This is a genomic window from Mesorhizobium humile (assembly GCF_033977215.1).
Classification (GTDB): Bacteria; Pseudomonadota; Alphaproteobacteria; order Rhizobiales; family Rhizobiaceae; genus Mesorhizobium; species Mesorhizobium humile.
On sequence record NZ_JAVIIV010000014.1, the window covers coordinates 148,101 to 168,884 of the forward strand.

The 20,784-nt window shown below is 58.6% G+C and carries 7 protein-coding genes and 13 pseudogenes; 12 read left to right on the forward strand and 8 right to left on the reverse strand.

The window, feature by feature from the left end; translation table 11 throughout:
• Nucleotides 1-56: 56 nt before the first annotated feature.
• Nucleotides 57-1,052 carry a succinylglutamate desuccinylase/aspartoacylase family protein gene (locus RFM52_RS21045; protein WP_320297911.1) on the reverse strand — a complete coding sequence of 332 codons (996 nt, stop codon included), beginning with the start codon at nt 1,050-1,052 and terminating at the stop codon, nt 57-59.
• Between the two features lie 398 nt (nt 1,053-1,450).
• Here RFM52_RS21045 and RFM52_RS21050 point away from each other — a divergent pair.
• A pseudogene (locus RFM52_RS21050) lies at nt 1,451-1,747 on the forward strand (ATP-binding protein); the annotation flags it as partial.
• An 82-nt stretch (nt 1,748-1,829) separates the two neighbouring features.
• Here RFM52_RS21050 and RFM52_RS21055 read toward each other — a convergent pair.
• Together RFM52_RS21055 and RFM52_RS21060 are read right to left on the reverse strand one after the other, a co-directional pair.
• A pseudogene (locus tag RFM52_RS21055) lies at nt 1,830-2,247 on the reverse strand (transposase); the annotation flags it as partial.
• A 603-nt stretch (nt 2,248-2,850) separates the two neighbouring features.
• Nucleotides 2,851-3,406: pseudogene (locus RFM52_RS21060) on the reverse strand (IS66 family transposase); the annotation flags it as partial.
• On the opposite strand from RFM52_RS21060, the pseudogene RFM52_RS21065 reads away from it, so the two are divergent.
• A pseudogene (locus RFM52_RS21065) lies at nt 3,401-3,724 on the forward strand (IS5/IS1182 family transposase); the annotation flags it as partial. The pseudogenes RFM52_RS21060 and RFM52_RS21065 sit on opposite strands and share 6 nt — an antisense overlap.
• A gap of 948 nt (nt 3,725-4,672) precedes the next feature.
• On the opposite strand, the gene RFM52_RS21070 reads toward RFM52_RS21065, so the two are convergent.
• A complete protein-coding gene (locus RFM52_RS21070; protein ID WP_320297912.1) occupies nt 4,673-5,833 on the reverse strand; it encodes a M24 family metallopeptidase in 1,161 nt (386 codons plus the stop codon).
• A gap of 1,015 nt (nt 5,834-6,848) precedes the next feature.
• On the opposite strand from RFM52_RS21070, the gene RFM52_RS21075 reads away from it, so the two are divergent.
• The 3 genes and pseudogenes from RFM52_RS21075 to RFM52_RS21085 all read left to right on the forward strand — a co-directional run bounded on the left by RFM52_RS21075 (nt 6,849) and on the right by RFM52_RS21085 (nt 11,253).
• The gene (locus RFM52_RS21075) at nt 6,849-8,108 is read left to right on the forward strand and encodes an ATP-grasp domain-containing protein (RefSeq protein WP_320297913.1); all 1,260 of its coding nucleotides are present in this window, start codon (nt 6,849-6,851) and stop codon (nt 8,106-8,108) included.
• 162 nt (nt 8,109-8,270) lie between these two features.
• Nucleotides 8,271-9,388: pseudogene (locus RFM52_RS21080) on the forward strand (ISNCY family transposase).
• Nucleotides 9,389-9,991: 603 nt separating this feature from the next.
• Nucleotides 9,992-11,253, forward strand: a pseudogene (locus RFM52_RS21085) (ATP-grasp domain-containing protein).
• A 772-nt stretch (nt 11,254-12,025) separates the two neighbouring features.
• On the opposite strand, the pseudogene istB (RFM52_RS21090) reads toward RFM52_RS21085, so the two are convergent.
• Nucleotides 12,026-12,568, reverse strand: a pseudogene (gene istB, locus RFM52_RS21090) (IS21-like element helper ATPase IstB); the annotation flags it as partial.
• A 408-nt stretch (nt 12,569-12,976) separates the two neighbouring features.
• Between istB (RFM52_RS21090) and RFM52_RS32840 the strand changes: the two are divergent.
• From RFM52_RS32840 to RFM52_RS21115, 6 genes and pseudogenes are all read left to right on the forward strand, one after another.
• A pseudogene (locus RFM52_RS32840) lies at nt 12,977-13,135 on the forward strand (helix-turn-helix domain-containing protein); the annotation flags it as partial.
• A gap of 164 nt (nt 13,136-13,299) precedes the next feature.
• Nucleotides 13,300-13,783 (forward strand): annotated as a pseudogene (locus RFM52_RS32845) (IS30 family transposase); the annotation flags it as partial.
• 38 nt (nt 13,784-13,821) lie between these two features.
• Nucleotides 13,822-14,109: pseudogene (locus RFM52_RS21100) on the forward strand (sigma factor-like helix-turn-helix DNA-binding protein); the annotation flags it as partial.
• Nucleotides 14,102-14,330 (forward strand): annotated as a pseudogene (locus RFM52_RS21105) (transposase); the annotation flags it as partial. The pseudogenes RFM52_RS21100 and RFM52_RS21105, both read left to right, overlap by 8 nt.
• Before the next feature lie 49 nt (nt 14,331-14,379).
• Nucleotides 14,380-15,732, forward strand: a complete 1,353-nt coding sequence (gene istA, locus RFM52_RS21110; RefSeq protein ID WP_320297914.1) for an IS21 family transposase — start codon at nt 14,380-14,382, stop codon at nt 15,730-15,732.
• A 62-nt stretch (nt 15,733-15,794) separates the two neighbouring features.
• A pseudogene (locus tag RFM52_RS21115) lies at nt 15,795-15,940 on the forward strand (ATP-binding protein); the annotation flags it as partial.
• A gap of 115 nt (nt 15,941-16,055) precedes the next feature.
• Here the strand turns inward: RFM52_RS21115 and istB (RFM52_RS21120) are convergent.
• Complete coding sequence (gene istB, locus RFM52_RS21120; protein WP_320297915.1) at nt 16,056-16,817, reverse strand: IS21-like element helper ATPase IstB; 762 nt, start codon at nt 16,815-16,817, stop codon at nt 16,056-16,058.
• Nucleotides 16,818-16,832: 15 nt separating this feature from the next.
• The gene (gene istA / locus RFM52_RS21125; protein WP_320297916.1) at nt 16,833-18,188 is read right to left on the reverse strand and encodes an IS21 family transposase; all 1,356 of its coding nucleotides are present in this window, start codon (nt 18,186-18,188) and stop codon (nt 16,833-16,835) included.
• A 425-nt stretch (nt 18,189-18,613) separates the two neighbouring features.
• Here istA (RFM52_RS21125) and RFM52_RS21130 point away from each other — a divergent pair.
• Nucleotides 18,614-19,036: pseudogene (locus RFM52_RS21130) on the forward strand (IS110 family transposase); the annotation flags it as partial.
• Between the two features lie 137 nt (nt 19,037-19,173).
• Here RFM52_RS21130 and RFM52_RS21135 read toward each other — a convergent pair.
• The gene (locus tag RFM52_RS21135; protein WP_320297917.1) at nt 19,174-19,971 is read right to left on the reverse strand and encodes a class I SAM-dependent methyltransferase; all 798 of its coding nucleotides are present in this window, start codon (nt 19,969-19,971) and stop codon (nt 19,174-19,176) included.
• Nucleotides 19,972-20,784 lie beyond the last annotated feature (813 nt).

Here is a 20,784-nt window from a genome sequence, read left to right on the forward strand (position 1 = left end):
GCATTTTATCTCCTTTTCCTGCGGATGCAGTCAGGGGTTGGATGCGCTTCGGACCCTCAGAGTTTAAGCGGTCGCGCGACGAGCGCTACCACTTCGTTGGCGTGGACATAAGACCCCGATCCTATGCCCAAGATGATGGATAGCCCCTGCGCGCGTATGTCGGTGGACTCAGCAGTTAGCGAATCGATCGGATGCAGGACGCCTATGATATCTCCCTGGTTCACTTCATCAAACACCGAACAGCGAGGTTCGAAGATGCCCCGAGCGGGCGATTTCAGCTGATCGGACAGGCGCGTCTCCAGTGACTGACTGGACTTCCTTTGACGGAATGTTGGATACTCGGCTTTTCCCTCGACCAGCCTGAGCGATATGAGCGCGTTGCGTACTCCAGCCTCGTAGATCGCGAGATTGTCCGCGCCGACCGTGCCTCCGCCGAATTCAGCGCAAACAAATACTTTGCTCTGATTTTGGGCCTCGATATCGAACATTCCAGCCGTGTCGTTGTGTTGCCAGACCAATGTCAAGGGCAATTTAAACGCTTCCGCCGTTCTCACAGTCCTGGCCATAAGATCGGGATCGGCAATGGGGTGCGTCGTGGCCGCCGGTGGGAAATCCCACGTTGGTCCGAAGCTGTGCAGATCAAATACAGTGTCGGCCATTGGTAACAATACGCGTGAAACCGCATCCGCGATTCGTTGTGTTACTGACCCGTCGGCGCGCCCTGGAAAGACGCGATTGAGATTCAACCCATCAAGCGGCGTGTTGCGGCTCCAGGCCTCAACGGCCAACGGATTGAGCACCGGTAGGACGATGACCCTTCCACAGATCTGCTCTTTTGGCAGCCATTTGATAAGCCGTCGCGCAACGATTGGCCCCTCCAATTCATTGCCATGATTTCCGCCGGTGACAAGAAGATGCGGTCCCTCTCCTTTATTGAGACTGAATACCGGGAGCGAAAGCTCACCACGGTCGCTACCTCCCGGGACAACAAGATGCCCCCTGCTCACGCCGGGCGTATCGGGATCAAACGTGAGATGCGGTGCTTCGTTCATTGTTCAGCCTTATTGTGAGTGCTCACGCAACCTTAGCCGGTTACGTCCTTCGCTCTGCGATCATGAGCCAAGTTACCGTCAGTTTTCCAATATAAAGTCCTGGACCGAGCCATCGCGTTTTCAGATGCCCCGCGGGCACTTTCACCGCACTCGTCGAGGCGGTCATCTTGCGGGCGAAGGGAAGCTGTAACGGACTGTGGGTGGCTACTGACTGTAGCCAGGTCACTTGTCTCGAGATAGTTGACACTGGTTAGCCGACGCCGCTAGTCGGAGGAGGAGAAGCTGCGGGTCGTCGAGGAGAGCTATTCGACCCCGCGTGGCGCAAGGCGCATCGCGGGGTCGGCTTGGCGAAAGTGGCGTCTGCGGTTTCGTGCCGGCGATGATCGTACCGGAGCAGCCAAAGGCGCAATCTCCCCGAGATCATCGAAAACCGCTGCGAGCGTCGATCGACGATCGTCACCAGCCAAGTGCCTCTGGATCGCTGGTATGAAATTATTGCAGACCCAACTTTGGCCGACGCCATCCTGGATCGCCTCGTTCAGAACGCCTATCGCATCGATCTCACCGGTGAAAGCATAGAAAACAGCGTTCGCCGCCTGAAACACCGCACGCTTGACCTGAAACAAAACCGGATCCAAACATCAACCAGACCCACGATTAGTGGCCGCCTTCAATCGGAACGCCGGCGGGAATGAAATCGGAATGACTGGCCGGCTTCAAATCGGAATCGATGGCCGGCTTCATCGGAATACGCAGCCATAGAGGCGGCTTTCATCCTTACCCCTCGATGACCACGCCCGCATTGACGTATTTCCACATTGCGACGAGCAGCTTACGGGCAAGCGCAACAATTCTCTTTTTCTTGAGCCGCCGCCATTACACCTGACCCGATCTTGGAACCACAAAGTGAGCGCCGAGTGCGATTGATGGCGCAACCATAGCCAGGCGATCCGAATCAGCGTCGCTCGTAGTCTTTGAATTGCCGGATTTCGACCCTCTGGTCGTGATCGATAGGCCCGCTCAGCCAGGGTGTCGGTGCAAGAACCCGCATAGGCGGTAGCTTTCGTCGGTCGCCAGCAAGCATGGCATCGCGCGCGGCTTCGATCGTCTTGATCTATTCCAGCACAAGTTCCAGCCGATCGAGTTCGCGGCCAGTGGTTTCGCTAATGTGAGGATAGTTTGGCGGCGACGGTCCGCGGGTGCCTTGTTGCGTTCATGGATGATTGATTTCGCCGTTTTCGGTGCCGGTCAAGAGGGGCGCGGCCTTTTTGCTTTCGCCCTGGAGCACGATGCGGTGGGCGTTCACATGGGGATTCGATTGAAGCAAAGTCGATCTCCTCATTGCACACGGAACTACATGACACGGCGCCGCTTCGCGGAGCCTGATCCAACTCACGTTCGGTGGCCGTCTATTCCGGCCGCACCAACATCCCGCGTTCGGCTGGCTGAGCCCAGCGAAGCGCTTTTGGCGCTGTGGGTTCCGATGTCTGTAGCGCGGCGATCATGGAGACCGGTCGGCGGCGATTACGATGGCCTGCGGGGGGCGGCGCCGAGGGGCGTGATTTGGGTATCACCGGGGTCGGTTGTCTGGTAACTGGCCAACGGCAATTATCGGAGGTGTAGTTGTCGCTGGGGCATTGTGACGGGCGGGAGGCGCTCGCGGATCTGCGGCGAGTAAATTCGTCAGCGGCAATTACGATGTATGCGGCGTCTCCGCCCCATTGATTTTCTTGTTGCGACAGTAAGGTCGAGCGCTGCAGATGGCCCCTGTGAGCACGTTGGGGACTCCCGGACGTGCTCATTGTGAGGCGTTAATCCGTTGCGCATGGGCCCAGGGCATGAGGGCGTCGATGTCTTTGGAGAGGTGGCCATTTGCGAGGCTGATGAAGAGATCGCGCACGTAGGCGTATGGTTCAACTCGGTTCATCTTGCATGTGCCGATCGGACTGGCGAAACGGCCCCAATTACGGCCGCCTCCATCATGGCCGGCAAAAAGAGCGTTGCGGCGGTTCATGGCTGGACTTCTGATCGCGTTTTTTTACGAGGTTGGAGTCGATATCGACGCGGCCGTCGTCCACGAACAGCCGGAAGCCGGCCTGGCGTTTCAGCATATAGGCCATGGCCTCGCCGAGGTCGGACTTGCGCGGCGCGCGCGGCCTGAGCTGTCAGCCAGGTGAAGAACTCATCCACCAGCGGGCGGGACAGGTTCTGGCGGACAGCCCGGCGATGATCGTGGTCACAACCTCGGACGCTGTCTCGATCTTGTAGAGGGCGGCGATGCGCAACAACGCCTCGTCGACGATGGGTGAACCCTACTTCGGCTGGGACTTGATCAGTTTTCTGCGGCCAACCGCGCCAACACCCGTTCGACAGTCTGGGCAGACACGGCCTATCGCTCGAAAAAGAACGAGGAGTGGCTGGAGAAGAACGGCCACGTCTCTGACATGCACCAGAAGAAACCGAAGGGTCGGTCCATGAGCGAGGCGACGTCGCGGGCGGAGATCGAAAACCCGCGCATTCGTCCAACACGTCTTCGCGCAGCAGAAATCCAGGATGGGCCTGTTCGTGCGCACGATCGGCATCGCGCGGCCAGGATCAAGATCGGCATGGCCAACCTCGCCCACAGTCTCACCCGCTTCGTATGGCACCAGGGGCGAACTGCGCCCGCATGACGGCGAAGGCGGTGAAAACCGCTGACGCAACGCCGAAGTCAATCGGCCATCCACCCAGGCAAGGGGCGAAAAACTTGTCATAGAAGTCAGATTCGGCGAAACGCCCCCGTTTGTGCGACTTGCGTTCAAAAGCCGCGGTAAATCGATCTGTCCAAATGGTCAATATAATGACAGCGTGTAGGCGAGGTTGTTGATGAACGCTCGATCATGGGTAACGACGCTCGCGTCTGGGCACCGCGCGCCGCAAGAACACGAAAAGTTCGTGCACATCAACGAGCTGCTCGGCGTCAGTTCTCTCTGCGTCAACCATTAGGCTCAAGCCGCAAAGCGTCGGAGGTCGGCCCAGCAGTCTTGCCGACCTCGTTGTTGGCGGCCATGATGATACGAGCCGCAGGTCCGAGCGGATTGCAGCCTCAATATCTTCAGGAGCGACTCTGGCCGTGTCGTCGACAGGAAGGTGGGCCATCTCAAACCCCTCGTGTTCGAGCTGGCGTAGTGGTTCAAGCACCGCCGGATGTTCGATGGCGCCGGTGATGGGACGCGCCCGCTTCGCGCAGAATTGCTATGTTGCTTTCCTCAGCGCAGCTGCCATTTGAAGATAATCTCGTTATCGCGCGCCCCAATCAGCTGAAGCGCGGTGGTCGAGTCCTTACCGCCCGAGGAGCCCGAAGGGCGAGAATCGGCGAGATAGATTTCTGGCACACCATCATGGATGGCCCTTCAAAATCTTGTCTTTTTCGCGATACGCCATCTTGCTCATCCCAGCGATTCTCAAATTCTAGCGCGTGCTGCCAGCACGCGACGTCATTGTCTGCGGAGGTCATCGGCCCAGCGCAAACCCGGAGCGTGGATCTTTTGCCTTCCAAAGCGACAGCCCCACTCTGTTCCCGCGCAGCAGCAGCTGGATCGCAAGCCCAGTTCACGTATGGCTGGGTGGTCAGAAATGCGTCAGGCTCGATACAAGGTATGCGGGGTTTTGCTCAGAATCTTGGCACCCTGTCGGGTCACCAAGACGGTCTCGCTGCAGCCGATCTGATACCCCTCCTCATCAAAGAGAATGATCGGCATATGAAAGCTCATATCGACCTCAATCACATCGTCTCCCGTTGGTTCGATGCTAAGATCGCCGCGATCGCTCCAGTAGACGCCGATCTGGTAGCCCGTCCTGCTACGAAGCGCTTCCGGACGAGCACCCCGTTCGACCACCCTTCGTATGGTGGCACTCACAGCCCCCGTCGTCGTACCCGGCTTTATGGCTTCGACCGCTGCTTCAATAGCCTCTTCTGCGACCTTGTGCAGTGTTTCGAGGCTTTGATGGCGTCCCAGAACAGCGGACCGGCACACTGGAGCGCAATAGTCTTTGACCGTTGCGCTGAGTTCGATGAATGCCGCATTATTCATCTCCATCGGATAGCTTACCGGCCTAGCGTGCGGCAATAGGAGTCGTTCTCCGAACGCCAAATTAAGACCGGCTGACAACTCCCCGCCTGCAGTTTCCACACCACTTCGGATTGCAGCAAATACTTCAGCTTCGGTGGCACCTTCGCGAAGGGACCTGTGAAATATGCCAATCGCAAGGTCAGTGATAATCGCGGCCTCGTGCAAAGCCTGGATCTCCACCTCGCTCTTCACTGCTGCGACAGATGCGACGAGCCTGCTCGCATCAGCGATCTTCAGGTCCGGAAGCTCATCTCGAAGCGCGGCCACATCGGCAGGCGCCAGAGACCAGCAACCGAGTTCCATCCCGATTCGCTTGTTGTGGAGTTTCAGTCGCCGCAGAACATCGCCACAAACTGTGCGAAATTCGTAGCCATGCGTGTAGGGGACGATCTCGTCAATGCAACTGAAAGCTCTGACATTCTCCTCGTCAAACTTACGAACAACAAAAGTCGGTTCTCGCCCTGGGGCGAGAATGAGGGGAAAGGGACCAAAATACGCGCCGGTGCCGGAATATCCTGTCAGATAGCGGAGATGGCTCTGCGCCGTCACAAGTAGGGCATCAAAGCCTGCCCGTTCTACGGCTTCGAGCACCCGATACTGTCGTCTCTCATATTCGGATTGCTCAAACAATGTTCCGGTACAGGGAATTGCCGATCGCTTCGAATTCATTAACTGCCTCCATACTCTGGCCGGAAGGGGACCCGTCACGCGTTCCCTTAAAATGCACTATTAGAACTCCGCGCATCTTTTGGATGTTCTCCCAAGCCCCACTTGAGGAAACTGATTGGCAGTCCGTCCCCCGCAGGGGCGGACCAGTTCATAATTGAGCTCTACCATACCACGACAGCCATCCTTTTTCGGTCGCAAACTCCTAAAGCGCCTGTCGAATACAGATGCGACTTGTCAGTAACATCTCCATCCACTCCGCTTTACCGCGGATACTTTGGGCCTGCTTAGCATTCTTCAGTTCAAGAAGCGCCCGCCGGCGGAACCGCAAGAATGCACGACCATAGATCACCTAGATTTACTGAGGATTGCCTAGAAAGCGCCGAAAGCGTAGCCAAGTCACGTCTTCCTACCCGACATTCATCTTCCACAGCCGCTTACGTCAAATTCAGTTTCCATATTGTCGTCATCTGGCCGCGCGATGGGCTCCAAGGGTACATTCTACCAGGCCCTCATCCGGCTTCCGTCGTGACGCGCTCATCCAGATTTGGATTCTGATCCGCCGCTGCCATCGCATCCAGCAGTGCCTCCTGATCAGCGCCGACTTTTTGAGTGGCTGGCGCCGCAGGCCTCGAGCAATCTCTGCGCCATAAATTTCCTTCAGCGGCTGGCGCTTGAAATCTCTCAGCCACTTCGCCTTGCGCATTTCGATGACGGCGAGGATCGTGTTATCCTGTTCGAGAGCGGCAAAGGACCGGTTTGCGTCAAAAGACTGCGACGTAGGGCGCCTCCTTCTCATGGGATACGACAGGGCCGAAAGTGTCCACACCCTCGCCGCTAGCCCAAAGTATCTACCTGACCGGACAAAGCCTTCCAATAAGTTTACATAAACTTCACGACCGCAAGTCGCTCGACAATGGTATGTTCTCTACAAAGTCTGGGGCAGGCACGACTGAAAAAGCCGGCCTCGGTTTACCTTTGACCGCCGCACGGCATGCAACGTTGGAGTGAACAAACAATGGCAAAAAAAGCGCTCATTCTGGTTGAAGGCACAAGGAATACTGGTCTACTATACATCCAATCGACAAAATATCTTGGGCTTCATCCAATTATCCTTTCGGCTAATCCAGCTCGTTACGACTATCTTGCAGCGGAAGGCAATGAGGCAGTCCATGTCGATACAGACAATCTCGATGCGCTGATCCGCGAATGTTCCCGGCTGCGGGCGACCTACGACATCGCTGGCATTACGTCCTCCGCGGAGTCGTTCTATGCGACAGTCGGCAAGCTCTGCCGGCATTTCGATCTACCGGGACCGAATCCCGCGTCCATTGAGCGATGCTGCGACAAGTTCGCTCAACGGCAACTCCTGGCGGGGGCAGGCGTTCCAGTGCCGGCTTATCGCGTGGCAGCGAATGCCACGGACGTAGAAAGTTCCGCTGCGGAGATCGGCCTACCGGTGATTCTTAAGCCAGCTGTCGGCAGTGGCAGCCGCGGTGTCCGGTTGTGCCGCAATATCGATGAGCTAGCCGAACAAACGACATATTTATTGGGCGGGAAGCACATATGGCGGTCTTCGCCGAGGATACTGGTCGAAGAATTCGCGCAAGGCCCATACTATAGCGTTGATATAATGGGAAATGAAGTCATCGGGGTTGCAGCCGCTGACTTCGGCCGCCCACCGCATTTCGTCTTTCGGGAGTGCACCTATCCGGCACTGCTGACTGATGACGAGCATCAGCGTATAGCCGATGTTTCGCTGAGCTGTTTGCCAGCTCTGAGCCTTGGCTGGGGCCCAACGAACATTGAACTGCGGTGGACGAAGTGTGGCCCTACCGTCATTGAAGTCAATCCGCGTCTTGCGGGTTCGCCCAATCCTGAAATGGTTCAGCTGGCCTACGGTGTCGATCTCGTCACCGAGCACATCAAGCTTGTCATCGGCGACGAATGGAACTTGAGTAGAAGGCATTCGCACACTGCGACGGTGCAATGCCTGCTTCCTGACCGCGATGGCACCCTGGATTGGATCGATGGCGACAGTCTGGCAGCTGCTATACCAGGTGTCACCCAGGTCAAATTGTTTGTTAAACCCGAGACGCCGATCGTCAGGAGAGGCGACTACACAGACAAGATCGGACATATCATCGCCGCGTCACCCACCCGTGCCCAGACTGCGGCGATACTACAGCGTGCCGTCGATTTGATTAATTGGTCGATCACGCCATTTCCGACTGCTGGCGAACGGGAGCAATATGCGGCTCCTTACCTCCCGGATTGAGAAAGAGATCCGGCTTACGAACTAGTCTAGTTTCCGTCCATAAACAGCAAGCGATTGATTCTATTGAGTGAATCGTAGCTTTGCGCGAGCAAGGCCCGGCGGTTTCAGGTATCTTGGATCATGCCACTGATTCCAAAAGTCCTGCCACCGCCGGAGACGACAATGCGCCAAGAACGCACCGTCCAAGCGAGTATATTCGATGTTTTCGCCACGCACGAGATCGGACGCGAACTGGAGGCAATGTCGCACTGGCTGGACGAGCATCGCGATCTGCTTGGCTTGGTGGCGCGTGATTTGGTGCGGGTTGGCGTCACTGCTGTCGAGCGCTCGACAGGCGAAGCTCGAAGACGGCGCGGTGGTGCGGCTGGACGGCAACGTGACCTCGGCACTCATGCACGAGCCGAGTGACAGCAGCCTGCTTTGGGATGCCGTGCGGGTCATGGTGCGCCTTCTGAAGCGAGCTGATGTCTTGATTGGCGGCACCAGCATGGCATGGCGCGATCACTGCCGCGCAGCCAAGAAGCGGGCTTGCAAAATCCAGTTCATGCGCGGTCGACCCAACCGGGTCCAGCTCTACCGCGAACTGATCGCAATCACCCGTGCGACCCTGGCCTATCTGGAGCAGGCGAGCGAGCGTTTGGCCGTGGCGAGCACACCGTCCATAGCCCTGTGGCAGATCCAGGTTCGCCATTATCGGCCGCTGGTGGAACGCATCATCCGACAGAGCGAGCGGCGGGTGTTGGCCGGCGAGCCAGTGCCCGCCGGCGAGAAGTTGGTCAGCCTGTTCGAAGAGCATGCCGATATCATCGTCAAAGGCAGCCGCGATACCGAATACGGCCATAAGCTCAACCTCACCACCGGCAGGAGCGGCATGATCCTCGATTTGATGATCGAAGCAGGCAACCCAGCTAACAGCGACCGCTTGCTGCCGATGCTTTTGCGCCACGTCACCCTCTATGGTCAGGCACCACGGCAGGCGGCCGCCGATGGAGGCTTCGCCACTCGCGCCAACCTGGCCACGGCGAAAGCGTGGGGCGTTTCCGACATAGCCTTCCACAAGAAGGCTGGCCCTGAGGATCGAGGACATGGTCAGAAGCAAGTGGGTCTATCGCAAGCTGCGCAACTTCCGCGCCGGCGTCGAGGCCGGCATTTCATGCCTCAAGCGTGCTTACGGTTTGGCGCGTTGCACTTGGCGCGGCCTCGATCCCCTCAAGACGTACGTCTGGTCCTCAGTCGTGGCCTACAACCTCGACATCTTCACCCGCCTCAAGCCGACCTGAACTGCCCCCCCGGGATCGCAGGTTGCCCCGCGCCGACCATGCCGGCCGCCACCGCACGCGCCGGTGACACTATTTTGGCGACAAACAGCACTCTTCGACCCGTCCGCGCCCGTCAAGGCGCTCTCAATCGCGCGCAGCTCATTGTAAACGCACTGAAATATGCACGTTTATGGACGGAAACTATTCTAAGGTGCGGCGTCCGCGCTGCCGACGGTTGCGCAATCACGATCACCCGACTTCGAGCCCGGTCAGATGACCGCCGATAGGCAGGAACTCGATTAGAACTACAAGGCCCGAAACAGCCTCAACAAGAAAGAAGCAGCAAGGAGCCCGGTCAGAATTCATCCAGCACTTCCCGCACTTTGCCGCCCTTTTTTGCAAGTTAGCGCCCATCCCGCGTGGTCAACACGCGGTCTGTCGCGTGCATCGCTTACAGACGGAGCTATTCCCGCCCAGGTTGGCATTCGCCTATAATTTACAAAATCTTTGCGATCGCCAATCGCTGACAATGTTACCTTCACCGCGAAGTCTGAGGTCAGTCACGGATAAAGCTGATGACTGTTTGCGCTCAGACCGCTCAGATCGCAACGGAGGTTAACGCCAATGGCAAGAAGAGCGCTCATCCTGGTTGAAGGCACAAGGAGCAATGGTCCGCTATATGTCCACGCGGCCCAGCGTCTTGGTCTTCATCCAATTACCCTGTCGGCCGATCCAGCTCGTTACGACTATCTTGCGGCGGAAGGTATTGGCGCAATCAGTGTCGATACTGACAATCTCGATGCGCTGATCCGAGAGTGTTCCCAGCTGCGTGCGACCTATGACATTGCTGGCATTACGAGCGCCACGGAGTCGTTCTATGCGACAGCCGGCAAGCTCTGCCGGCGTTTCGATCTGCCGGGACCGAACCCCTCATCCATTGAACGATGCTGCGACAAATTCACTCAACGTCAGCTCCTCGCGGAGGCGGGCGTTCCAATACCCGCTTATTGCTTGGCAGCGAATGCGGCGGAGGTAGAACGCTCTGCCGCGGAGATCGGCCTGCCGGTGATTCTTAAGCCAACCGTCGGCAGCGGCAGCAGAGGTGTCCGACTGTGCCGCAATGTCGACGAGTTAGCCGAACATACGATCTCTCTGTTGGGCGGGAAGCACATTTGGCGGTCTTCGCCGAGGATACTGGTTGAAGAATTCGCACTAGGCCCCCATTATAGCGCTGAGGTAATGGGAAATGAGGTCATCGGGATTGCCACCCTTGACTGGGGGGGCACCCACCGCATTTCGTCTGTCGTGAATGCACCTATCCGGCCCCGCTCACTGATTACCAGCATGCGCGCATCGCCGACGTTTCGCTGGGCTGTTTGCGAGCTCTTGGCCTTGGCTGGGGGCCAACGAACATTGAATTTATGTGGACGAAGCTTGGTCCAGTCGTGATCGAAGTCAATCCGCGTCTTGCTGGCACGCCCACTCCTCAACTGGTTCAGTTGGCTTACGGTGTCGATCTCGTCACAGAGCACATCAAGCTTGTCATCGGCGACAAATGGGATTTGCGCAGAAGCCATTCGCACACTGCGGTGGCGCGGAACCTAATTCCTGATCGCGAGGGCACCCTCGATTGGGTCCACGGTGACAGTCGGGCGGCTGCTATACCAGGTGTCGCCGAGGTCAAATTCTATGTTGAACCCAAGACGCCGATCCTTAGGAACGGCGATTACCGAGATAAGATTGGACATGTCATGGCCGCTACACCCACCCCTGCTCAGACAGAGGCGATAATTCAGCGTGCCGTCGACTTAATCAATTGGTCGATCACCCCATTTCCGACCCTTGGCGAACGGGACCGATATGCGGCCCCTTACTTCCCGGACTGAGGAACAGAAAGCGGTTTGCGAACAGGCAGATGATCGCGGGTGTTGCGTCGAGGGTACGCGCGATATCGTCGCCAGCGGCTCCTATGTCATCTCGCGTCGCGCGGAAGAAGGTCGAGATGTGTTTGCCCACCTCAAGCGCATTGTGAATGCTGTATCCGCCTGCGACTACGAGGACCAAACGTTGTTTGAGACGAGTCCAGCTATCAGCAACCTCCCAAAGCCAAGGCGGACGCCGGCATGAGAATGCCCTGCCGACTTTGCCGTCGCGATGCCACGACATTTTCATATCCGCCAAGACCAACACCAAAGTCAGCGTCCTCGGATACCTCGGCGCTTAACGTAACTCACTGCGGAGCTTCTCCCGGACTGCCGTTGCTAGCCGCTATCCGGGCGGAAAACATCTCGGTCACTGTACGCTCCTGCGGCTAAAATGCCATGAGGTGGTGGACGCCTCGATCTACCTCAGCACGCGTCAGATTCATCAGATTCTTCTAAGTGCTAGAGTCCGTTTTTGAAATTCAAGGATGAGCGTTTCTGCGGATGAGGTTTGCGCACATTGCGACGAGGATCATAGCGTGAGAGACGATGCGCTGCTTGCGTATTCCGATGAAGCCGGCCACCGATTCCAATTTGAAGCCGGCCAGTCATTCCGATTTCATTCCGGCCACCATTCCGATTTGAAGCCGGCCATTTTTCGGACTGATCCTGGGTCTCGTGATGTTTGGGTTGGGTTTTGTTTCAGGTCAAGCTTCGAGGTTTTCGGATGCGACCGGCGGCGCTGTTTTCGCATGCTTTCACCGGTGAGATCGATGCGGTAGGCGTTGTGAACGAAGCGATCCAAGATGGCATCGGCAAGAGTGGGGTTTGCAATAATCTCCCACCGGCGATCCACGGGCACCTGACTTGTGACGATGGTTGAGCGTCGCTCGTAGCGGTCCACAATGATCTCCAGGAGATCGCGACGTTGGTCGTCATTGAGCTTTTCCGGTCCCCAGTCATCGAGGATCAGCAGGTCGGTCCTACCAAGAGATTTGAGGATCCTGCCGTATCGCCCGTCGCCTCTTGCAAGCGAGAGAGCGGCGAATAGCCGGGGAACCCGCTGGTAGGCGACGGAGAAGTCTTCGCGGCAGGCCTTGTGGCCGAGAGCGCAGGCAAGCCAAGTTTTGCCGACGCCGGCTGGCCCGGTGACAAGAAGGCCGTGATGCTTTCTGATCCAGTCGCAGCCGGCAAGCGCCATGAACAGATTGCGGTCGAGACCGCGTGCGGCGCGGAAATCAGCATTCTCGATCTGCGCGTCCTGGCGAAGCTTGGCTGCGTATTTCAGACGATCGTGAGCACGGATTTCACCGCATCGTGAGCACGGATTTCACGGGATCATGAGCAACGATTTCGGGGGATCGTGAGCAGCGATTTCAGACGATCGTGAGCACCTTTTCGGAGGTGCTGGACGCTTCGGCCGACAACTCAGCCTGTCTACAGGGCGGATTCAACCGGTCGTCGCAACACCCCATAGCAGGAGGTGTTCATGGCTACAGGAAGACGGAAATCGGAGCGCTCTACTCGGCATAAATTGTCCTCGCCAGGGCGGCCACCAGTGTGGCAGCGTGAGAACCTGTGCCGGTTCTGGCGAGGAGTGGCGGCAGGCCTGTCCAGTGAAGAGGCCGCCGCCGAAGCCGGCGTCTCCGGCCCCGTGGGTATCCGGTGGTTTCGGAGTTCAGGCGGAATGCCTCCCACACATCTTTCACCCGCGGCGGCGTCACTCACGAGCCGAAATTTGACGTTCCGAGAACGCGAGGAAATAGCTTTGGAATGCACTCGGGGCACTGGAGTGCGTGTGATCGCACGCAAGCTGGGGCGGTCGCCCAGCACAATCTCCCGCGAGTTCAGGCGCAACTCGGCGACGCGTGGGGGAGACTTCGACTATCGGGCCATTACCGCGCAGTGGCACGCATGGTTAGGTCTTCGGGGGAAGTCCAGCTTCAGACCGCCGCGCAATCTGTTCCGGGCTCCAAGCTGTGGACCAGCGTCGACTTTGCCGATGAACCGCTGGTCGAACGTACAACACGGTTCACAATGCTCTTGCACCTGCCGCGCATGGAACGCCACGGCAAGGACAAGTCTGTCAAAAACGGCCCGGCTCTTGCCGGGCATGGTGCCGAAGCGGTCCGCGATGCCATCGCCGGGACCATCATGGATCTACCCGCACACCTCCGCCAATCCTTGACTTGGGATCAGGGCGCGGAGATGGCCCAGCATGTTACAACTCCGGATCGACACTGGCCTCGCGATCTACTTCTGCGACCCTCAAAGCCCTTGGCAGCGCGGAAGCAACGAAAACACCAACGGCTTACTGCGCCAGTACTTTCCGAAAGGCACGGATCTCAGCCAGCATGGGCCCGATGAACTCAGCGCTGTAGCGCGTGCTCTGAACACCAGGCCCCGCAAGACGTTAAGCTGGCGCACGCCTGCAGAGGCTCTCGACCAGTTACTCAAACAAGATATGATCGAGGCTGTTGCGACGACCGGTTGAATCCGCCCAGGATGCCTCGTTCAAAACGAGGAAGCCTGATGCCAACCCAGAGATTGTCGATGCGCCGGATCAGAGAAGTTTTACGTCTAAGACATGTCCAGGGCCTGACCGAACGTGCCATCGCGCACACGCTCGGGGTCAGCAATGGCGTCGTGCATGGTTATCTGCGGCGCGCCCGTCTTGCCGGGCTGAGCTGGCCGCTACCCGAGGGGATGGATGACGAAGGTCTTGAGCTGCTGCTCTTCCCGGCGCCGAAGGCAGCGTCGCAAAGCCCCCGGCGGCCGGTGCCCGATTGGAGCTATGTCGAGAAGGAGTTGCGCCGGCGCCCAGGCGATCTTGGATGCCATTCGCAAGCGCTGGCCCTGGGTGAAACATCTGTTCGCCGATGGCGCCGATGATAGTCTAAATGGACAAGGCCGCCCATCTGGGCTTCCTGATCGAGATCATCCGTCGATCTGATGACCAGAAGGTCTTCGAACTTTTCCCACGACGCTGGGTCGTCGAGCGGACCTTCGGCTGGATGACCAGATGGCGCTGCCTCGTGCGTGCGGCAGCAGTTGGATTGACCTGGCCCTTGCCGGGCGAACTGACCGACGATGCGCTCGAGAACAAGCTTTTCAGCCGCAACGGCGTTCAAGCAGGGGACACGGCGACGCACGGAGCCGAACTGGGCCGATCTTGCGGTCGAGCTCAAGAAGCCCGGCGTCACTTTGCTCATCCTCTGCGAGGAGTATCGAGAGGCGCATCCCGAAGGCTACGGCTACAGCCGCTTTTGCGAACTCCTGCGGGGATTTCAACAACGACTGTCGCCGACAATGCGCCAGGAGCACGCCGCCGGCGACAAGGTCTTCGTGGATTATTCCGGCAAGAAGATCCCGATTGTCGACCGCAAGAGCGGCGAGATCCGCGAGGCGGAGATCTTCGTGGCGGTGCTGGGTGCGTCCAGCTACACCTTTGCCGAAGCGACCTGGACGCAAACGCTCCCCGACTGGATTGGCTCGCATGTCCGAATGTTTCGGTTTTTCCAGGGCGTTCCCAGACTCATAATTCTCGATAATCTGAAGTCGGGCGTCAGTCGCGCCAGCTTCTACGATCCCGAGATCAAACGGCAGCTACGGCATGATGGCCTCTCATTATGGCGTCGGTGTTCTTCCGCACGGCCCAAACGCCCTCGGGATAAATCGAAAGTGGAAAATGGAGTGCGTTTTGCCCAATCCTGCATTCTGGGCCGTCTGCGCAACCAGACTTTCTTCTCGCTGGCTGAGGCTAATGCCGCCATTGCCCGGGCACTCGATCGCATCAACGACCACGTCATGCGCCGGCTGGGCGTCAGTCGCCGGCAGCTCTTCGAGAGCGTCGAGCGCCCGACTCTGGCCGGTCTTCCACTGGAGGATCACGAGTTTGCCGAATGGCGTTTGGCCCGCGTCTCGACGGATTACCACGTCGAGTTCAAGACCTTCTTTTATTCCGTGCCCCACAGCCTCATTCGTCAGCAGGTCGACCTGAGAGCGACGGCGCGCACCATCGAGATCTTCCACCGCGGCAAGCGCATCGCGGCGCATCAGCGCCGCTATGGAGGTCCTCGCCATGGAACCGATCCGGACCACATGCCCAGTTCCCACCGGCGCTATGCCGAATGGACACCGGAGCGCTTTCGGCGCTGGGTCGCATCCATCGGACCGCAAACGCAAGGCCTGGTCGTCGCAATCCTTGCCAGCCGTCCGCATCCCGAACAGGGCTTTCGAACATGTCTGGGCATCCTACGTTTGTTTCGTGACATCGATCGCAATCGGGCCGAAGTCGTGTCAGCCCGCGCTGCCGAGATTGGTAGCCTGAACTGCAAGAGCATTGCCTCGCTCATCGCCAACCATAAAGCCGCACGCCATTCCACCGAACCAACCGCCATCGTCGATCACGCCAATCTGCGTGGCCCTGATTACTTTCATTGAGAGAACCACCAATGCTAATCAATCCCACCATCGACATGCTGCGATAGCTCGGCCTCTACGGCATGGCAACCGCTTTCCAGGAACTCGACGCTCAGTCTGAAGGCGCGGCCTCGAGCACGGCGAATGGCTTGCCATGCTGCTCGAACGCGAGGCGACCATGCGCCGCCAGAAGCGTTTCGAAGCTCGCGCCAGGGCGGCCAAGCTGCGCATTTCGCTGATTGTGAGCAGCCATTTCACGCGATGGTGAGCGCTCATTTCATTTGATCGTGAGCAGGGATTTCACGCGATCATGAGCGGCCGCTTCGACCGACCTGTTGATTGATTCAGGTGTTTGCGGCTGCGTCAAGAGCGTGGGCGCGGGCTTTATGTTTTCGCATGCTTTCTCCGGTGAGTTGAAGGCGGTGAGCGTTGTGAACGAGGCGATCCAAAATAGCATCGCCGAGCGTGGGATCGCCGACAACATCGTGCCAGTGTTCCACGGGGATTTGGCTGGTGACGATTGTGGAAGCGCGGCCATGGCGATCGTCGAGGATCTCCAGGAGGTCGCGACGCTCGGCTGCATTGAGGACCGACAGGCCCCAGTCGTCGAGGATAAGGAGTTGAACGCGCCCGAGCGTCTTGAGCAGGCGGCCATAGCGCCCATCGCCACGCGCTAGCGCGAGCGCCTCAAAGAGGCGCGGGACGCGATGATAGAGCACCGATCGATTGTCGCGGCAGGCCTTGTGGCCGAGGGCGCAGGCGATCCAACTCTTGCCCAGGCCGGTTGCGCCGGTGACCAGCACGTTCTCGTGGCGGTCGATCCAGTCGCCGGCGACGAGCCTGGCAAAGACGGCGCGGTCGATGCCGCGCGGGGTGCGCAAATCGACATCTTCCACACAGGCGCTCTGGCGCAGCGCGGCGAATTTGAGCCGTGTGGTGAGCCGTTTGGTGTCGCGCTCGGCGGCTTCGCGATCGACAAGAAGCCCGATGCGCTCCTCGAACGACAGGGCATCGAGATCCGGTGATCGTCGCTGCTCCTCGAAGGCCTTGGCCATTCCGGTCAAGCCGAGTGCGATCAGCCGTTCGTGGGTGGGATGGGTGAGCATTGAGAACTCCATGGTTCAGTGGAAATAGCCCTGACCGCGGATGTTGCCGTGGCGCAGGGGTTGATGATCGGGCGTCTCGTCGAGGAACGCGCGATCAAGGCCGTTCTTGAGGATCGAACGGATCGAGGCGACGGAGCGTGCCTTGATGAGGATGCCGCGTTGGCAGGCTGCATCGATGCGCGTGTTGCCGTAGCTCTTGGTCAGCGCCAGGATGCCGAGACAGGTGCGAAAGCCCTGTTCGGGATGCGGCCGATCGGCGATGACGGCCTGGAAGAAGGCGGCGGTGGCGGGACCGATCTTCTCGCCGGCCGCGATCAGTCCCCCCGGCGTCCACTTGCCGTAGCGGCGATGCGCGCTCGGCATGTGATCGGCAACGGTGGTGTGGCCGCGCCGGTTGGGCGCACGGGCGTGGCTGGCGATCCGCTGCCCCTTGTGGAAGATCTCGACAGTGTTGTCGGCGATACGCACATCGACGAGCTCGCGGATCAGGCGGTAGGGCGTGGAGTACCAGTGTCCGTCGACCTCGACATGATAATCGGGCGCGACACGGCAACGCTTCCAGCGCGCAAAGACGTATGGCTGGTCTGGCAGCTCTCCCAGCTTCGGCCTGTCGATCTCGGCGAAGAGTTCGGCGCGGCTGGAGCCGAAGCCGCGCATCTGGCGGGCGTTGAGTTCGGCGACGAGCAGGCGGATGGCGGCGTTTAGCTCCGCCAGGCAAAAGAAGCGCTGGTTGCGTAGTCGCGCCAGGACCCAGCGCTGGGCGATTTGCACGGCGACCTCGACTTTTGCCTTATCCTTCGGGCGTCTCGGCCTGGCTGCGAGAACTGCGGTGCCGTAATGGCTCGCCATCTCCGCATAAGTCCGGACGGCGGCCCTGAGATTGTCGCAGACCACGAACTTCGGCACGCCACCCAGAAAGGTGAAGAGGTTCGTGTGCACGCCGATCCAGTCGGGCAGGCTCTCGCTCGGGCACGCCTCGGCGTAGGTATAGTTCGAGGCGCCCATTGCTGCGACGAACAGCTTCATGGGATGCGCTTCGCCGGTGATTGGGTCGAAGATGTCGATGGTGTCGCCGGCGAAATCGACAAACACCTTCTCGCCGCCCAAGTGCGTCTGACGCATCGTCGGGCGTGCGCGCCCTTTCCAGGCCTCGAAGGTCGTGCAAAACCAGGTGTAGCCAAAGCCGTCGGGATTGGCGGCACGATACTCTTCCCATAGCAGCACCCGCGTTACATTGCGCTGCAGGTTATCCTGCACCGTGCTGCGCGCTATCCCCAAAATGACTGCTATCTCGCGGGAGCTCGTCCCGCTTCCGGCAAGCCGAAGCGTTTGTCCCAATTGTCTCATGGTCAGCCTTCTCTTCGCCGGCATCAAAATCTCCCCGTTTGCCGCGGGGCACTTGATGCCAAAGTTGCTGACCCAGGAGGTAATCTTCAGTGCCGAAAACTGGTCGGTCTTTGATCGGAATGCTGGCCGGCTTTAAATCGGAACGGTGGCCGGTCTTTGATCGGAATAGCGGCCGGCTTCGCGTCGGAACCCGCAGCGCTGCTCGTAGTCGCGCCGGCGCTATGGAGATATCGGCCGGCGGCTATATGGGCCAGCCGGCCACGACTCTGCTTCGTCCACATCCAAAGCTTGAATCATAACTCAGCCTCGCACGAAACGCTCTGCAAGCCGATTTTCAAAACAGATGGGGTGATTGGGGTCTCTGCCGAGCCAGATGATGGCGGCTGCTCCTGCCGAAATGTGAAAACGTGGTCGATGTGACTCGCCACAAACATTTGGAAGGAGCAACCATGAAGTACTTTGCCGGACTGGTCGTGTCTTTGGAAGAGACCTCTATTTGCATTGTCGACGAGACTGGCCGGATCGTGAAGGAGGCGACAGCGTTGAGCGATCCGCAGGCATTGTGTGAAGCGCTGAAGGGGACCGGCTTTCCGCTTGAGCGGATCGGCCTGGAAGCGTGCTCGCTGACGGCCTGGCTTCACGATGGATTGCACGCCGAAGGCTGGCCTGCGACCTGCATCGAGACGCGGCAGGCCAATGCGGCGATGAAGACCATGCCCAACAAGACCGATCGCAATCACGCCCGCGCGCTGGCGCAGATCATGTGCACCGGCTGGTATCGGCAGGTGCATGTCAAGAGCCGGCAGTGCCGGCTTTGGCGCTCGCTGCTGGTTGCCCGCCGCACGGTGCTGAACGAGATGCGTTCGATCGAGACGCCTCGCTCTCCTGACCCCATCATGCGGCGGCCACAGCGCCGACCGCGAAGAGAAGCGAGTGACCTGCGGGACGGTCCAGAAAAAAGTGCAGGAGTGGCTTGACCTCAACGACCCCAATCAGAGAGGTCTCTTAGTCAAACTTTGGCGACCACCAGTAGCTCCTTGCCATAGCAAGGCGGAGAATGCCGAAAGTCGCTGTATTCTGCCTCAATCGAAAAGGCGCAGTGCGCCAGCATGTGGTGCAGTTCCCACCGGTGCGTCCAACGCAGAACCAAATCACGCGTCTCTTCCTGCAATGTTTCGCCATCTTTTCCGATTTCCAAAAAGCGCCAGACATCGTGCCGCGTTTGCGCAAAGTGATCATAGCGGGCATTCAGCAGATTCCGGACGTAACGCCGTCCGCTAGGCTCATGTACGGCAGAGCGCGACCGGGGAAGCACCAGCTTCTCTGACAGGATGTCAACGTGGAGATCGACAAGATCAAGCACGAGTCGGCCACCAGTCCGGATATGCTGATGAATGGCCTTCAAAGCTCTAATCTGCAGCTCGCTTGTGAGGAGGTGCTGAAAGGAGTGGAAGGGTGCCAAAACGACGGCGAACTGCTCACCCAGCTGAAGGTCTGACATATCTTGCTGAACAAATCGCAATCGTTGTTGTGCCGCGATCGGTATCCCGGCCGCCTTGCGTTCAGCGATTGAAAGCAGCCCCCCCGATGTATCGACACCAGTAACATTGAAGCCAAGTTCTGCGAGGGGCAATGCTACGCGCCCGGTTCCGCATCCGAGTTCGAGTACGTTTCCGCTGGCTTTCTGCGCAATCCCTGCGTAAAAATCGATGTCCTCGACGGGCGTTTGCGGCATCCTGGGGCTATAGAAGGCATCGTAGGACTGCACGAAAAGTGAATTGGCTTCGTCGTCGTAAAATCGTTTCAAGAGAATCTCCTTCCATTGGGCAATCGAAGTCACATCTGGCGCACCACCGGAGCGTCGCGGCTAGTACTGAAGCGAAGGGCTCCAATCTCATCAAGATTGTCTTGGATAATGGTCGACCCAGCTGTTTGCAAAATAAGCTTGTGTAACGTTTCCGTTGCGGTTGTGTCTGGTCACCCGCTTTTTGCTGCAATACTTGGCCGCCATTCCGACGGCTATGGCCAGTTTTGTCAGAGGTTCGCCGAAAGTGCCAGTGTGGCGCAAGCGCAACCTTCTGCAACCGGTGGGGAGCCAGCCGGGAGTGGGCGACCCCTGCGCCGAGTTGCTTCTCCTAGACTAGCAGGCTGCTGAAAAAGTCTCACAGATAGCCGTTTTGACTTCGATCTGTACCCGGCCTAATTCCGATACGTTCCGTGAACAAAACGGTTTTTCAACAACCTGCTAGAGCCGCTGAGCCGGTCGCATGCGCTTCACACGTTTGGAAGGCTCAACGGCGAAGCCCATCACGCGGCGACCTTCCGAGCGGCTTGCGGAAAACCTCCCTCGCCACTACCGCGTTCAGCTTCTTCAGCGGCGCCGACCCGCTCAGCAGCAAATAGCGCTCATCAAAGTCCCAGAAACCAGCCTGTCCCCGCATCCAGCGCCTCCGCCCAAATCAACGCGCCGAGTGAATCAAAATCCGGCTCCAAAGGCGAGGTTTCGAACTTCCCGCTGCTTACGTGGCTCGGTTACTACCTAGGAGCCGCTTCGCCGACGGTTACGATGTGTAAAGATAATATGAAGCGACTTTAACCATCGCGAAGCAGCTTGATATTC

Excerpts from the sequence above, each read along its gene's own strand:
- RFM52_RS21075 (WP_320297913.1), top strand. The coding sequence starts at position 6,849 with ATGGCAAAAAAAGCGCTCATTCTGGTTGAAGGCACAAGGAATACTGGT.
- RFM52_RS21070 (WP_320297912.1), bottom strand. The coding sequence starts at position 5,833 with ATGAATTCGAAGCGATCGGCAATTCCCTGTACCGGAACATTGTTTGAG.
- RFM52_RS21045 (WP_320297911.1), bottom strand. The coding sequence starts at position 1,052 with ATGAACGAAGCACCGCATCTCACGTTTGATCCCGATACGCCCGGCGTG.
- istA (WP_320297916.1), bottom strand. The coding sequence starts at position 18,188 with ATGCCGGCGAAGAGAAGGCTGACCATGAGACAATTGGGACAAACGCTT.
- istA (WP_320297914.1), top strand. The coding sequence starts at position 14,380 with ATGCGCTCGAGAACAAGCTTTTCAGCCGCAACGGCGTTCAAGCAGGGG.
- istB (WP_320297915.1), bottom strand. The coding sequence starts at position 16,817 with ATGCTCACCCATCCCACCCACGAACGGCTGATCGCACTCGGCTTGACC.